10 protein-coding genes, 1 tRNA gene and 1 pseudogene are annotated in these 13,437 nt (G+C 68.0%); 6 read left to right on the top strand and 6 right to left on the bottom strand.

The genetic code is table 11. The features are described 5' to 3' along the window. The first annotated feature begins 5 nt into the window (after nt 1-5). The 3 genes from OG841_RS34680 to OG841_RS34670 are packed head-to-tail and all read left to right on the top strand — an operon-like array spanning nt 6 to nt 3,342. A complete protein-coding gene (locus OG841_RS34680; RefSeq protein ID WP_328637785.1) occupies nt 6-1,775 on the top strand; it encodes a branched-chain amino acid ABC transporter permease in 1,770 nt (589 codons plus the stop codon). Between the two features lie 5 nt (nt 1,776-1,780). Continuing rightward, nucleotides 1,781-2,629: an ABC transporter ATP-binding protein gene (locus tag OG841_RS34675; RefSeq protein ID WP_328643503.1), complete on the top strand. Its 849-nt coding sequence runs from the start codon at nt 1,781-1,783 to the stop codon at nt 2,627-2,629. Next, nucleotides 2,626-3,342 (top strand): ABC transporter ATP-binding protein, encoded by a 717-nt coding sequence (locus OG841_RS34670; protein ID WP_062038154.1) that lies wholly within the window; start codon nt 2,626-2,628, stop codon nt 3,340-3,342. The genes OG841_RS34675 and OG841_RS34670 overlap by 4 nt, the downstream gene beginning before the upstream one ends. 73 nt (nt 3,343-3,415) lie before the next feature. Here the strand turns inward: OG841_RS34670 and OG841_RS34665 are convergent, their stop codons facing one another. Further along, a complete protein-coding gene (locus OG841_RS34665; RefSeq protein ID WP_031041938.1) occupies nt 3,416-4,072 on the bottom strand; it encodes an ANTAR domain-containing response regulator in 657 nt (218 codons plus the stop codon). Nucleotides 4,073-4,174: 102 nt separating this feature from the next. On the opposite strand from OG841_RS34665, the gene OG841_RS34660 reads away from it, so the two are divergent. Both OG841_RS34660 and OG841_RS34655 read left to right on the top strand, forming a co-directional pair. After that, a tRNA-Leu gene (locus OG841_RS34660) sits at nt 4,175-4,247 on the top strand. 105 nt (nt 4,248-4,352) lie between these two features. Then, nucleotides 4,353-5,137: pseudogene (locus OG841_RS34655) on the top strand (helix-turn-helix domain-containing protein). A gap of 6 nt (nt 5,138-5,143) precedes the next feature. Here the strand turns inward: OG841_RS34655 and pyk are convergent. Next, nucleotides 5,144-6,580 (bottom strand): pyruvate kinase, encoded by a 1,437-nt coding sequence (pyk, locus tag OG841_RS34650; RefSeq protein ID WP_328637787.1) that lies wholly within the window; start codon nt 6,578-6,580, stop codon nt 5,144-5,146. Nucleotides 6,581-6,725: 145 nt separating this feature from the next. Next, nucleotides 6,726-7,412 (bottom strand): SIMPL domain-containing protein, encoded by a 687-nt coding sequence (locus OG841_RS34645; RefSeq protein WP_328637788.1) that lies wholly within the window; start codon nt 7,410-7,412, stop codon nt 6,726-6,728. Nucleotides 7,413-7,539: 127 nt separating this feature from the next. Between OG841_RS34645 and OG841_RS34640 the strand changes: the two genes are divergently transcribed. Next, nucleotides 7,540-9,339: a bifunctional metallophosphatase/5'-nucleotidase gene (locus tag OG841_RS34640; RefSeq protein WP_328637789.1), complete on the top strand. Its 1,800-nt coding sequence runs from the start codon at nt 7,540-7,542 to the stop codon at nt 9,337-9,339. Here the strand turns inward: OG841_RS34640 and OG841_RS34635 are convergent. The 3 genes from OG841_RS34635 to OG841_RS34625 are packed head-to-tail and all read right to left on the bottom strand — an operon-like array spanning nt 9,336 to nt 13,350. After that, a complete protein-coding gene (locus OG841_RS34635; RefSeq protein ID WP_328637790.1) occupies nt 9,336-10,487 on the bottom strand; it encodes a GDSL-type esterase/lipase family protein in 1,152 nt (383 codons plus the stop codon). The two genes, OG841_RS34640 and OG841_RS34635, sit on opposite strands and share 4 nt — an antisense overlap. A 50-nt stretch (nt 10,488-10,537) precedes the next feature. Further along, complete coding sequence (locus OG841_RS34630; RefSeq protein WP_328637791.1) at nt 10,538-11,959, bottom strand: lysine N(6)-hydroxylase/L-ornithine N(5)-oxygenase family protein; 1,422 nt, start codon at nt 11,957-11,959, stop codon at nt 10,538-10,540. Beyond that, complete coding sequence (locus OG841_RS34625) at nt 11,956-13,350, bottom strand: pyridoxal phosphate-dependent decarboxylase family protein (RefSeq protein WP_328637792.1); 1,395 nt, start codon at nt 13,348-13,350, stop codon at nt 11,956-11,958. Before OG841_RS34625 ends, OG841_RS34630 begins: the two co-directional genes overlap by 4 nt. Nucleotides 13,351-13,437: the final 87 nt, after the last annotated feature.

The raw sequence follows: 13,437 nt of genomic DNA, 5'->3' as shown, positions 1-13,437 counted from the left end.
TCACGATGACCGACACCACCACCCGCGGTCTGATCCCGCTGCCCCTCGCCGCGGCCCGCGCACTCCTCCTCGCCGGGGGCATCGCCACCGCCGCCTCCGCCTTCCTCGCCTGGACCTGGACCAGCGAGTTCCCCGGCGACCTCACCATCACCGGCTACCCCGGCGGCCTCCAGTGGCTGACCTTCATCGCCGGCCTCCTCACCACCCTGTTCGCCCTCGCCGCCTACGGCATACGCGGCCTCGGCGGCCTCATACCCGCCCGCAACAACGCACCCCTGGTGCTCACCGCCCTCGGCGCCTTCGGCGTCACCTGGTACACGATCATCTCGATCGCCGCCGAACTCGGCGGACTCGCCAACCTCGAACCTGGCGGCTGGGTCGCGGCCATCGCCTCCCTCCTGCCCGTCATCGGCGCCTTCGCCCTCCCCGAGCCCCGCACCGCGAGCGGCAAGGAGAACTTCAAGGCGTACCTCGCCAAGCCCGACGGCATCCCCGCCCCCGCACCCATCAGCCCCTGGGTCGAGCGCGCGATCATCACCCTCGCCACGATCGTCGGCCTGGCGGTGTTCACCTACGGCATCGACACCGAGTACGGCGAACTCTTCGTCGGCTACCTCATCGTCGTCGTCTTCGCCGTCTGGGCCCTGCACACCGCGGGCCTCAACGACCGCTTCTCCCGGATCGTCGCCCGCAACCGCAGCTTCACGCTCGCCATGGGCTTCGCCGCCGCGATCGCGTTCCCCTTCACCCAGACCAACGACCACTACGCCAACATCGGCGTCAACATCCTGATCTTCGGGACCGTCGCCCTGGGCCTCAACATCGTCGTCGGCCTCGCGGGCCTCCTCGACCTCGGATACGTCGCCTTCCTCGGCGTCGGCGCCTACACCGCCGCCCTCGTCTCCGGCTCCGAGTTCTCCCGCTTCTCCGGCGTCCACTTCCCCTTCTGGGCCGCCGCCCTCACCGGCGCCGCCGCATCGCTCGTCTTCGGCGTCCTCATCGGCGCCCCCACCCTGCGACTGCGCGGCGACTACCTCGCCATCGTCACCCTCGGCTTCGGAGAGATCTTCCGCATCGCCGTCAACAACATGGACGGCGACTCCGGCCCCGACCTCACCAACGGACCCAACGGCATCCCGGCCATCCCCGACCTCAAACTCCTCGGGTTCAACCTCGGCGAAGCCCACGACATCGGCGGCTTCACCCTCGGCCGCTTCGCCAACTACTACCTCCTCATGGTGCTGATCATGGCCCTCGTGGTCCTGGTCTACACCCGCGCCGCCGACTCCCGCATCGGCCGCTCCTGGATCGCCATCCGCGAAGACGAAACCGCCGCCACCGCCATGGGCATCAACGGCTTCCGCGTCAAACTCATCGCCTTCGCCCTCGGCGCCACCCTCGCCGGCCTCGCCGGCACCGTCAGCGCCCACGTCACCTACAGCGTCGTCCCGACGCCGTATCAGTTCGCCGGCTCCACGCCCCCGAACTCCGCCTTCCTGCTCGCCGCGGTCGTCCTCGGCGGCATGGGCACCGTCGCCGGCCCCCTCCTCGGCGCCGCCCTGCTCTACCTGCTCCCGGAGAAGCTCGTCTTCCTCCAGGACAAGTCGCTGCTGGCCTTCGGCATCGCCCTCATCCTGCTGATGCGCTTCCGCCCCGAAGGCATCATCGCCAACCGCCGCAACCAACTCGAATTCCACGAGACCGGCCAACTCGACATACCAGAACAAACGACGTTGTCCGGCGAACCGGCCGCCGTCACCAAGGCGGGGGCGTGAGCACCATGACGACACCTGTACTCGAAGCCCGCAACGTCACCATGCGCTTCGGCGGCCTCACCGCCGTCCGCTCGGTCGACTTCACCGTCAACTCCGGTGAGATCGTCGGCCTCATCGGCCCCAACGGCGCAGGCAAGACCACCTTCTTCAACTGCCTCACCGGCCTGTACGTCCCCACGGAAGGCACGGTCTCCTACAAGGGCACCGTCCTGCCGCCCAAGCCCCACCTGGTGACCAAGGCCGGCATCGCCCGCACCTTCCAGAACATCCGCCTGTTCTCCAACATGACGGTCCTCGAGAACGTCCTCGTAGGCCGCCACACGCGGACCAAGGAGGGCCTCTGGTCGGCACTGCTCCGCGGCCCCGGCTTCAAGAAGGCAGAGAGGGCCAGCGAGGAACGGGCCATGGAACTCCTGGAGTTCATCGGCCTGGAAGGCAAGCGCGACCACCTCGCCCGCAACCTCCCCTACGGCGAACAGCGCAAGCTCGAGATCGCCCGCGCGCTCGCGTCCGACCCCGGCCTGCTCCTCCTGGACGAGCCCACCGCCGGCATGAACCCCCAAGAGACGCGCGCCACCGAAGAACTGGTCTTCGCCATCCGCGACAAGGGCATCGCCGTCCTCCTCATCGAGCACGACATGCGCTTCGTCTTCAACCTCTCCGACCGCGTCTCCGTCCTCGTCCAGGGCGAAAAACTCGTCGAAGGCACCTCCGAAGTCGTCCAGGCCGACGAACGCGTCATCGCCGCCTACCTCGGCGAACCCTTCGAAGGCGACCCCGGCGCGGCGGACGCCGCCGCGGTCGACGCGGCCGAAGCGCAGAGCACCACCGGCACCAAGGGAGAAGCCCAGTGACCGCACTCCTCGAAGTCGAGGACCTCCGGGTCTCCTACGGCAAGATCGAAGCCGTCAAAGGCATCTCCTTCAGCGTCGAAGCCGGCCAGGTCGTCACCCTCATCGGCACCAACGGCGCCGGCAAGACCACCACGCTGCGCACGCTCTCAGGCCTGCTGAAGCCCACCGCCGGCAAGATCCTCTTCGACGGCAAGCCCCTCAGCAGCGTCCCCGCCCACAAGATCGTCTCCTTCGGACTCGCCCACTCCCCCGAAGGCCGGCACATCTTCCCCCGCCTGACGATCTTCGAGAACCTCCAGCTCGGAGCGTTCCTCAGGAAGGACAAGGAGGGCATCGAGAAGGACGTACAGCGCGCCTACGAACTCTTCCCGATCCTGGGAGAACGCCGCAACCAAGCGGCAGGCACCCTGTCCGGCGGCGAGCAGCAAATGCTGGCCATGGGCCGCGCGCTCATGTCCCAGCCGAAGCTCCTCATGCTCGACGAACCCTCCATGGGCCTCTCGCCGATCATGATGCAGAAGATCATGTCGACCATCGTCGAACTGAAGTCCCAGGGCATGACGATCCTCCTCGTCGAGCAGAACGCCCAGGCGGCGCTCTCCCTCGCCGACCAGGGACACGTCATGGAGGTCGGCAGCATCGTCCTGTCCGGCACCGGACAGGACCTCCTCCACGACGAGTCGGTCCGCAAGGCCTACCTCGGCGAAGACTGACTCTCTGCCCGCACGACGAGGCCCGCGCCCCCTGTTGGGGACGCGGGCCTTGGTCTTTTGTGGCCGCCGGGGTTCAGCCCTTGTTGGCCTTCTTCTCGTCCGCGTCCTGGATCACGGCCTCGGCGACCTGCTGCATCGACATGCGCCGGTCCATCGAGGTCTTCTGGATCCACCGGAACGCGGCGGGCTCGGTCAGTCCGTACGACGTCTGAAGAATCGACTTCGCCCGGTCGACCAGCTTGCGGGTCTCCAGGCGCAGGGTCAGGTCCGCGACCTCGTTCTCCAGCTCCCTGAGCTCCGTGAACCGGGACACGGCCATCTCGATCGCCGGCACGACATCACTCTTGCTGAAGGGCTTCACGAGATACGCCATCGCACCGGCGTCCCTCGCCCGCTCCACCAGGTCCCGCTGCGAGAAGGCGGTGAGCATCAGCACCGGGGCGATCCGCTCCTCGGCGATCTTCTCGGCGGCGGAGATCCCGTCCAGCTTGGGCATCTTCACATCGAGGATGACGAGGTCCGGCTTGTGCTCACGGGCGAGCTCGACGGCCTGCTCACCGTCACCGGCCTCGCCCACGACGCTGTAGCCCTCTTCCTCCAGCATCTCTTTGAGGTCGAGGCGGATCAGGGCCTCGTCCTCGGCAATGACGACACGGGTCGTCAGCGGAGGCACGTGCGACTTGTCGTCGTCGGGCGCGTCTACGGGCTGGGGCGACTCGGGGGCGGTCACGGGGGCTCCTCGTTCAGGGGCAGGGGTACTGCTGACAAGAGCGTACCTAGCTGCGGTAAGGTGGGGGCAAGGCGGGTGACCGCCGACCTTCGTATCGAAGGGGCCCCGGTAGCCCAGCGGTAGAGGCCATGGATTCAAAACCCATACAGCGTCGGTTCGAATCCGACTCGGGGCACTTTTCCTTGGATTCCAAGGTCGCCACCAAAAGCGGATGTTCCCGTTCTCGTGAACATCCGCTTTTTACTGCGTGTCGTCGCGATCACTCTCACAGAGTGTCGGCATGGAACAGTACAGCCCTTCGATTCGCGCCCAAGCTATCGCATTGATGCGTCAGGGCGTCCCCAATCGAACAGTCGCGGAGCGCCTCAATATCCCACGCGGGACCGTCGGCTGGTGGCGTAGCGAAGACCGCAAGGCACGGGGTGAGACTTACGAGCAGCCAACGGACTGCCCCAGGTGTACGGGGCGCCCGTTCGACGAAACGGCGTACGCCTACCTTCTGGGCCTCTACCTCGGGGATGGCCACATCATCTCGAAGCCCAAGCAGCACCATCTATCCGTGTTCTGCAACGCAACACAGACCGGCCTGATTACTGCCGCTGAAGACGCGATGCGCACAGTGATGCCGCTGCCGAGCGTCAAGCAGCGCTACAAAACCGGCTGCGTCGAGGTGAAGTCGTACACCAAGCACTGGACTGGACCTGTATGTTCCCCCAGCATGGCCCCGGCAAGAAGCACGAGCGCACCATCGCCCTCGAACCCTGGCAGCAAGAGATTGTCGACGCGCACCCTTGGGAGTTCATCCGCGGCCTCATCCATTCCGACGGCTGCCGGATCATCAACTGGACGACGCGCACCGTCGCCGGTGAACGCAAGCGCTATGAATACCCCCGGTACTTCTTCACCAACGTGTCCGACGACATCCGAAAGCTCTATACGGACACGCTCGACAAGCTCGGCATCGACTGGACGCACTGCACCCGCCACGGCAACGCGTACAACATTTCCGTCGCCCGCAAAGCCTCAGTCGCCCTCATGGACACCCACGTAGGCCCCAAACACTGACCACGACTACTTCGGACTGTCGTCCTCGCCAATGTGATGCACCCGGACCAGGTTCGTCGACCCCGACACCCCGGGCGGTGAGCCGGCCGTGATCACGACCACGTCGCCCTGCTCGCAGCGGCCGTACTTCAGCAGCAGCTCGTCCACCTGGTCCACCATCGCGTCCGTGGAGTCGACCTGCGGACCGAGGAACGTCTCCACACCCCACGTCAGGCTCAGCTGAGACCGAGTCGCCGGCTCCGGGGTGAAGGCCAGCAGGGGGATCGGGGACCGGTACCGGGACAGCCGCTTCACCGTGTCCCCACTCTGCGTGAACGCGACCAGGAACTTCGCGCCCAGGAAATCGCCCATCTCCGCCGCCGCCCGAGCGACAGCGCCCCCTTGCGTACGGGGCTTGTTGCGTTCCGTCAGTGGCGGCAGCCCCTTCGCGAGGATGTCCTCCTCCGCCGCCTCCACGATCTTCGCCATCGTCCGGACCGTCTCGATCGCGTACTTGCCGACGCTCGTCTCCCCCGACAGCATCACCGCGTCCGTGCCGTCGATCACCGCGTTCGCGACGTCCGATGCCTCAGCCCTCGTCGGGCGCGAGTTCTCGATCATCGAGTCCAGCATCTGCGTCGCCACGATCACCGGCTTGGCGTTCCGCTTCGCCAGTTTGATCGCCCGCTTCTGGACGAGCGGCACCTGCTCCAGCGGCATCTCCACGCCCAGGTCACCGCGGGCCACCATGATGCCGTCGAAGGCCGCGACGATGTCGTCGATCTCCTCGACCGCCTGCGGCTTCTCCACCTTGGCGATCACCGGCAGCCGGCGCCCCGACTCGTCCATGATCCGGTGGACGCCCTTGATGTCGCGGCCCGACCGCACGAAGGACAGCGCGATCACATCGAAGCCCATGCGCAGGGCCCAGCGGAGGTCCTCCTCGTCCTTCGAGGAGAGGGCGGGGACGGAGACCGCCACGCCCGGGAGGTTCAGGCCCTTGTGGTCGGAGACCATGCCGCCCTCGATCACCCTGGTGTGGACGCGGGGGCCCTCCACCGACGTGACCTCGAGGCAGACCTTGCCGTCGTCGACGAGGATGCGCTCACCCACGGCAACATCTTCGGCGAGTCCGCCGTATGTCGTGCCGCAGGACCGCTGGTCCCCCTCCGCGCCCTCTTCCACCGTGATGGTGAAGGTGTCGCCGCGTTCAAGGAGTACGGGCCCCTCCGTGAAGTGGCCGAGGCGGATCTTCGGGCCTTGAAGGTCGGCGAGGAGGCCGACGCTGCGGCCGGTTTCGTCGGAGGCCTTGCGGACGTGGTGGTACCGCTCCTCGTGTTCGGCGTAGCTGCCGTGGCTGAGGTTGAAGCGGGCTACGTCCATTCCCGCGTCGACCAGGGCTTTGATCTGGTCGTACGAGTGGGTGGCGGGGCCCAGGGTGCAGACGATCTTTGCTCGGCGCATGTTTCGACACTAGACCTTACCGGCGGGTAGGGAATTGGGGAGGCATGTCCACTCAACAACCTTTGGGTGAAGGGCTGTTGACAAGCGTTGAAGTGTGCGCCATCCCGCTCTGATGAGCATTTCGTTTGCAAATCCCAGCGGTCGCTCACAGCCTCGGTGGTGCCATGGTGAAGCGTGCGTTGACCTGGGCGTGGACGTGTTGGCGTTGGGGTTCGAGGTCGAGGGGGGCGGCTGAGGTGTCCGCCGCGGCCTCGTAGGCCATGGAGCGTGCGCGGCTGGCCTTGCCGACGAAGCGGGGTTCGGGGTCCTCGGCGCCGATGTCGGCGAGTTCGACGAGGGCCGCCAGCGATGTGCCCAGTGCTTCCGCGTACTCCCTCGCCCGCTGGACCGCTTCCCGCACCGCCTGCTGCCGGGCTTCCCGGTAGGCGGGTGAGTCCCGGCGCAGGGCCCACCAAGGGCCGTCGACCGTCGTCAACTCCTGGTCGGCCAGCCGGGTCGTGAGTTCACCCAGTGCGGTGAAGTCGGTCAGTTCGGCCGTGATGTGGACGCGGCCGTGGTAGGCGTGGACGCGTTCGCCGCGGCCGTGTTCCTTGAGTTCCGGGGTGACCGAGAAGGAGCCGGTTTCCAGGCGTTCGACTGCGTCTCCGTAGGACTTCAGCAGGTCCAGGACGCTCGCGTTGCGGCGGGTGAGGTCGTCGAGGGCGGTGCGGCGGTCCTTGCCGCGGGCGGCGACGGTGACGCCGATGCGGGCGATCTCGGGGTCGACTTCGAGGTGGGCTTCGCCACGGACGGCGATGCGGGGGGCGTCGGGGGTGCCGTAGGGAACGGTCATAACGACCCACTCTGTCAGTTTTTACAGAGGGGGTCATCAGATCGAAACCTGCGAGGCCTGTTGCCGTTGGGCATGACCGGGTCAGAATCTACGCGCGTTGTTGACCGTTCCCCGAGGAGATCAAGACATGCCCTTGAACCGCAGGAAGTTCCTGGAGAAGTCCGCCGTGACCGGTGCGGGTGTCGCGTTGGCGGGTGCCGTGGGTGCGCCGGCGGCCGAGGCCGCGGAGGCGAAGAAGGGTCACGAGAAGCGGTACTCCCTGACGGTGATGGGCACGACCGATCTGCACGGTCATGTCTTCAACTGGGACTACTTCAAGGACGCGGAGTACAAGGACGCGGCGGGCAACGCGCAGGGGCTGTCCCGGATCTCGACGCTGGTGAACCAGGTGCGTGCGGAGAAGGGCCGCTGCAACACGCTGCTGCTCGACGCGGGCGACACGATCCAGGGGACGCCGCTGACGTACTACTACGCGAAGGTCGACCCGATCACGGCCAAGGGCGGTCCCATTCACCCGATGGCCGCGGCCATGAACGCCATCGGGTACGACGCTGTGGCGCTGGGCAATCACGAGTTCAACTACGGCATCGAGACGCTGCGGAAGTTCGAGGAGCAGTGCGACTTCCCGCTGCTGGGTGCGAACGCGCTGGACGCGAAGACGCAGAAGCCCGCCTTTCCGCCGTACTTCATCAAGACGTTCCATGTGAAGGGCGCGCCGCCGGTGAAGGTCGCGGTGCTGGGTCTGACCAACCCGGGTATCGCGATCTGGGACAAGGCGTATGTGCAGGGCAAGTTGACGTTCCCGGGGCTTGAGGAGCAGGCGGCGAAGTGGGTGCCGAAGCTGCGGTCGATGGGTGCGGACGTGGTGCTCGTGTCGGCGCACTCGGGTTCGTCGGGGACGTCGTCGTACGGTGACCAGTTGCCGTACGTCGAGAACTCGGCGGCGCTGGTGGCGCAGCAGGTGCCGGGGATCGACGCGATTCTGGTCGGGCATGCGCATGTGGAGATTCCGGAGCTGAAGGTCACCAACACGAAGACCGGGAAGACGGTCGTGCTGTCGGAGCCGTTGGCGTTTGCCGAGCGGTTGTCGCTGTTCGACATCGAGCTGGTTTTCGCGAAGGGCCGTTGGGCGGTCGAGTCGGTCTCGTCCAAGGTGCTCAACTCGAACTCGGTCGCGGACGACCCGAAGATCACCAAGCTGTTGAAGGCCGACCATGACGTCGTCGTGAAGTACGTCAACCAGGTCGTCGGTACGGCGACGCAGACGCTGACGACGGTCGAGGCGCGCTACAAGGACGCCCCGATCATCGACCTGATCACGAAGGTCCAGGAGGACGTGGTCAGGACGGCGCTGGCGGGCACGGAGTACGCCTCGCTGCCCGTGATCGCGCAGGCGTCGCCGTTCTCGCGGACTTCGGAGATCCCGGCGGGCAAGGTGACGATCCGGGATCTGTCCAGCCTGTACGTGTACGACAACACGCTGGTGGCGAAGCTGCTGACGGGTGCGCAGCTCAGGGCGTACCTGGAGTACTCGGCGGAGTACTTCGTGCAGACGGCGGCGGGTGCGCCGGTCGACGTGGAGAAGCTGACGAACGCGAACAACCGTCCGGACTACAACTACGACTACGTGTCGGGGCTGTCGTACGACATCGACATCGCGCAGGCGGCCGGTTCGCGGATCAAGAACCTGGCCTACAACGGTGCCGCGCTGGACGACGCACAGAAGTTCGTGTTCGCGGTGAACAACTACCGGGCGAACGGTGGCGGCGCGTTCCCGCACGTGGCCTCGGCCACCGAGCTGTGGTCGGAGTCGACAGAGATCCGCACGCGGATCGCGGAGTGGGTGACCGCGAAGGGCGTGCTGGATCCGAAGGACTTCGCGTCGGTGGACTGGAGGCTCACGCGCGACGGAACGCCTGTGTTCTAGAGGTCCAGCAGGGTGACGTCCACGGCGTCGGCGATGGCTTTGGCGCCGGCGTCGTTGACGTGGAGGCCGTCGCCGGCGTTGAACTCGTCGCGGATCCGGTCGGGTCGGTCCGGGTCCGCGACGGCGGCGGCCACGTCCACGATCCCGTCGAAGGGGTGGTCGTCGCCGAGCAGCCAGGCGTTGACCTCGGCGCGTACGGCTTGGCCGCGCGGGGTGTCGTAGCCGTCGTGGACGGTGCCCTTGTAGGGGCCGATCGTGGAGCCGATGACGGTGAGTCCGGCGGTGTGGAGGCGGTCGGCGAGGGTGGTGAGGCCGGCCTTGAACTCGGCCGCGGTGGGGCTTTCGGCGGGTTGTTCCGGGTGGGCGAAGTGGCCGGGAAGGCCTAGGTCGTTGAGCCCGATGTGGATGATGACGTGGCTGACGCCGGGGACGGCGAGGACGTCGTGGTCGATGCGGGCCAGGAGGTGTTCGCCGATCTCGTCGGTGAGGAGCCGGTTGCCGGAGATGCCCGCGTTGACGATCCAGCCGTGTGTCAGGCGGCGGCTGAGCTGTCCGGGGAAGCTGTTGTCGGTGCCGGGGGTGGTGGCGGCGCCTTCGATCCAGGAGTCGCCGAAGGCGACGGCGATGCGGGTGCCGGCCGGGGCGAGGACGTCCGCGCCGGCGAGGAGGTGGCCGGTGGCGAACTCCTCGGGGTCTTCGAGTACGGCGGCGGACAGCTGGTTGCCGGGGACGGCGTGTCCGGTGTCGTAGGGCATGGCGGTGAAGGTGGTCGGTCCGGTGTCGCCGGGCAGGTAGAGGCTGAGGGTGAGTTCCTCGCCCGCGCTCACGGGGAGTTCGACGGGGTCGCTGATCGTCTCCTCGCCGGCGGGGATGGTGACGGTGGGGTTGCCGGAGAAGCGGAGCGGGGTGTCGCTGCCGGGGTCGATGCCGCTGCCTTTGGTGCGCAGGGCGAGGTGGGCGCCGCCGATGTCCAGGGGTGTGGTGCCGTAGCGGTTGGTCAGGTGGATGCGGACGGCCTCGCCGCCGCCGGCCAGGCGCAGGGACTGGCGGACGGTCTGGTCGGTGAAGCCGCGGGACTCGAAGAGGGCGAGGTTTTCGCGGGGGTTGATGGCGGCGGCGCGGTGGGCGGCGGTCCAGGTGGTCGTCATGTGGGAGCCAACCGGGCCGGTGCCGGGGTTCTTCCGCCGCCGCCGGTTTTTTACCGTCCCTCGAGCAGGGGGGTGAGGGTGGGGGCCTGCCGGGCGGATGGGATCTGGGCCCGGTGGTCGAGGCCGAAGGTGGTGAAGGCCGTGCGGGCGGGGAGGGGGTAGGCGTCCTTGCCGGTGACGGTGTTGAGGATGGTGGCGCTGCGCCAGGCGGCGAGTCCGAGGTCGGGGGTTCCGACGCCGTGGGTGTGGCGTTCGGCGTTCTGGACGTAGACGTGGCAGTCGGCGCCGCTGACGGACGGGTCGAGGACGAGGCGGAAGTGTTCGTCGACGCGGAGGCGTTCGCGGCTGTCGCGGCGCAGGTAGGGGTCGAGTCCGGCGAGGATGCGGTCGAGGGGGCGTTCGCGGTGGCCGGTGGCGAGGACGACGGCGTCGGTGGTGAGGCGGGAGCGGGTGCCCTGCTGGATGTGTTCCAGGTGGAGTTCGATCTTCGTGGTGGCGATTCTGCCGGCGGTGCGGACGCGGACGCCGGGGGTGAGGACGGTGTCGGGCCAGCCGCCGTGCAGGGTGCGGCGGTAGAGCTCGTCGTGGATGGCGGCGATGGTGTCGGCGTCGATGCCGCGGTGGAGCTGCCACTGGGTGGTGCCGAGGCGGTCGCGGACGCTTTCCGAGAGGGCGTGGAAGTAGCGGGTGTAGTCGGGGGTGAAGTGTTCGAGGCCGAGTTTGGAGTACTCCATCGGTGCGAAGGCTTCGGTGCGGCCGAGCCAGTGGAGTCCTTCGTGACCGGTGGGGCGGTTGCGGAGCAGGTCGAGGAAGACCTCGGCGCCGGACTGTCCCGAGCCGACGACGGTGATGTGGTCGGCGGCGAGGAGGGTCTGGCGGTGGGCGAGGTAGTCGCCGGCGTGGACGACGGGCACGCCGGGGGCCTCGACGAGGGGTTTGAGGGGCTCGGGTACGTGGGGTTCGGTGCCGATGCCGAGGACGATGTTCTTCGTGTACGTCCGGCCCAGTGCCTCGGCTTCTCCGTCGGAGTCGAGCTGGGTGAAGTCGACTTCGAAGACGTCGCGTTCGGGGTTGAAGCGGACGGCGTCGACCTGGTGGTGGAAGTGGAGGCCGGGGAGGTTCTCGGCGACCCAGCGGCAGTAGGCGTCGTATTCGGCGCGCTGGATGTGGAAGCGCTCGGCGAAGTAGAAGGGGAAGAGGCGCTCGCGGGCCTTGAGGTAGTTGAGGAAGCTCCAGTGGCTGGCGGGGTCGGCGAGGGTCACCAGGTCGGCGAGGAACGGGACTTGGATGGTGGCGCCGTCGATGAGCAGTCCGGGGTGCCAGCCGAAGGTGGGGCGCTGTTCGTAGAAGACGGCGTCGAGTGTGGTGAGGGGCTGGGCGAGGGCGGCGAGGGAGAGGTTGAAGGGGCCGATGCCGATGCCGACGAGGTCGCGGGGTGCGTCGGGCTCGTGGTGTGGGGGGTGGGGGTTCATCGGGGGGTGGTTCCTTCCACGAGTTTCAGGAGTCCGGCGAGGTCGGCCGGCCGGGTGGTGGGGTTGAGGAGGGTGACCTTGAGCCAGAGCCGGTGTGCTGCGCGGGCTCGGCCGAGGACGGCGCGGCCGTCGGTGAGGAGTTGTCGGCGTACGGCGGCCACGGCGTCGTCGGTGGCGCTCGCCGGTCGGAACAGGACCGTGCTGATGGTGGGGGGTTCGTGGAGTTCGAATCCGGGGTGGTCGTGGACGAGCTGCGCGAATTCCCGTGCTCGCTCGCAGACTTGGTCGACCAGCGCGCCGAGTCCTGTGCGTCCCAGGGTTTTCAGGGTGACGGCGATCTTGAGGATGTCGGGGCGGCGGGTGGTGCGCAGGGAGCGGCCGAGGAGGTCGGGGAGGCCGGCTTCGGTGTCGTCGTCGGCGTTGAGGTAGTCGGCGCGCTGGTGGAGGGCGGTGAGGTCGTTGCCGTTCCGGATGGCGAGGAGTCCTGCGGCGACGGGCTGCCAGCCGAGTTTGTGCAGGTCGAGGGTGACGGTGTCGGCGGTGTCGATGCCGGTGAGTCGGTCTCGGTGCCGTGAGCTGAACAGGAGGCCTCCGCCGTAGGCCGCGTCGATGTGGAGCCGTGCGCCGCGCTGCGTGCACCAGTCGGCGATCTCGGGCAGTGGGTCGATCAGACCGGCGTCGGTGGTTCCCGCTGTCGCGGCGATGACCAACGGTCCATGCAGGGTCGTGTCGAGGGCTGCGGGATCGAGGGTGCCGTCGGGGGTGGGGACGATGACCGGGGCGGGCATGCCCAGGAGCCAGGCGGCCCTTGGGAGGGAGTGGTGGGCGTTTCCGCCGCAGACCAGTCGGACGCCCGGGCCCAGGGTCTCTCGGGCCAGGAGGAGGGCGAGTTGATTCGATTCCGTGCCACCCGTAGTGATCAAAGCGTCTGGCCGGTGGGGGCTTGTCGCGCAGTTCCCCGCGCCCCTGGGTGGGTCCAGGTAGACGTCGTTTGCCAGTGCTCGGGTTACCTGGGCCTCCAGCTCCGAGGCTGCCGGGGCCTGGTCCCATGAGTCCATCGACGGATTCAGAACGCTGACAGCCAGGTCTGCCGCTGCGGCCACCGCGAGAGGCGGGCAGTGGAGGTGGGCCGCGCAGAGCGGGTCCGCCGGGTCCGCCGCGCCTTCCGCCAAGGCGCGCACCAGGTGTCGTAGGGCGTCCGGATCGCCCTCGTTCGGGAGTACGTCCCCCAGCGCATCGCGCACCCGATCCGCGACCGCCCCCGGGCCGCCCGCCGGGAGTGGGCCCCCGCGCGCCCGCGCCCCCTCCCCCAGCGCCTCCAGGACCGTGTCGAGCAGCGGGCGCAGCGAGGACGGGCCTTCGGGGCCCGAGGCCAGGGGCGGCGTGTTCATCGTCGACCTCCGGGGGCGCTGGGGGCTTCCAGCTTGGACGCGGTTGCTTGGGCGCGCCCGGAGGGTTCAACGATCCTGACCCGAAAG

It is taken from the genome of Streptomyces canus (assembly GCF_041435015.1).
Taxonomy (GTDB): domain Bacteria; phylum Actinomycetota; class Actinomycetes; order Streptomycetales; family Streptomycetaceae; genus Streptomyces; species Streptomyces canus_G.
This window is presented reverse-complemented; position numbering and strand designations above follow the sequence as displayed.

Coding starts and splice junctions, on each gene's coding strand:
- OG841_RS34680 (WP_328637785.1), top strand. CDS start 6: ATGACCGACACCACCACCCGCGGTCTGATCCCGCTGCCCCTCGCCGCG.
- OG841_RS34675 (WP_328643503.1), top strand. CDS start 1,781: ATGACGACACCTGTACTCGAAGCCCGCAACGTCACCATGCGCTTCGGC.
- pyk (WP_328637787.1), bottom strand. CDS start 6,580: ATGCGCCGAGCAAAGATCGTCTGCACCCTGGGCCCCGCCACCCACTCG.
- OG841_RS34645 (WP_328637788.1), bottom strand. CDS start 7,412: ATGACCGTTCCCTACGGCACCCCCGACGCCCCCCGCATCGCCGTCCGT.
- OG841_RS34640 (WP_328637789.1), top strand. CDS start 7,540: ATGCCCTTGAACCGCAGGAAGTTCCTGGAGAAGTCCGCCGTGACCGGT.
- OG841_RS34635 (WP_328637790.1), bottom strand. CDS start 10,487: ATGACGACCACCTGGACCGCCGCCCACCGCGCCGCCGCCATCAACCCC.
- OG841_RS34630 (WP_328637791.1), bottom strand. CDS start 11,959: ATGAACCCCCACCCCCCACACCACGAGCCCGACGCACCCCGCGACCTC.
- OG841_RS34625 (WP_328637792.1), bottom strand. CDS start 13,350: ATGAACACGCCGCCCCTGGCCTCGGGCCCCGAAGGCCCGTCCTCGCTG.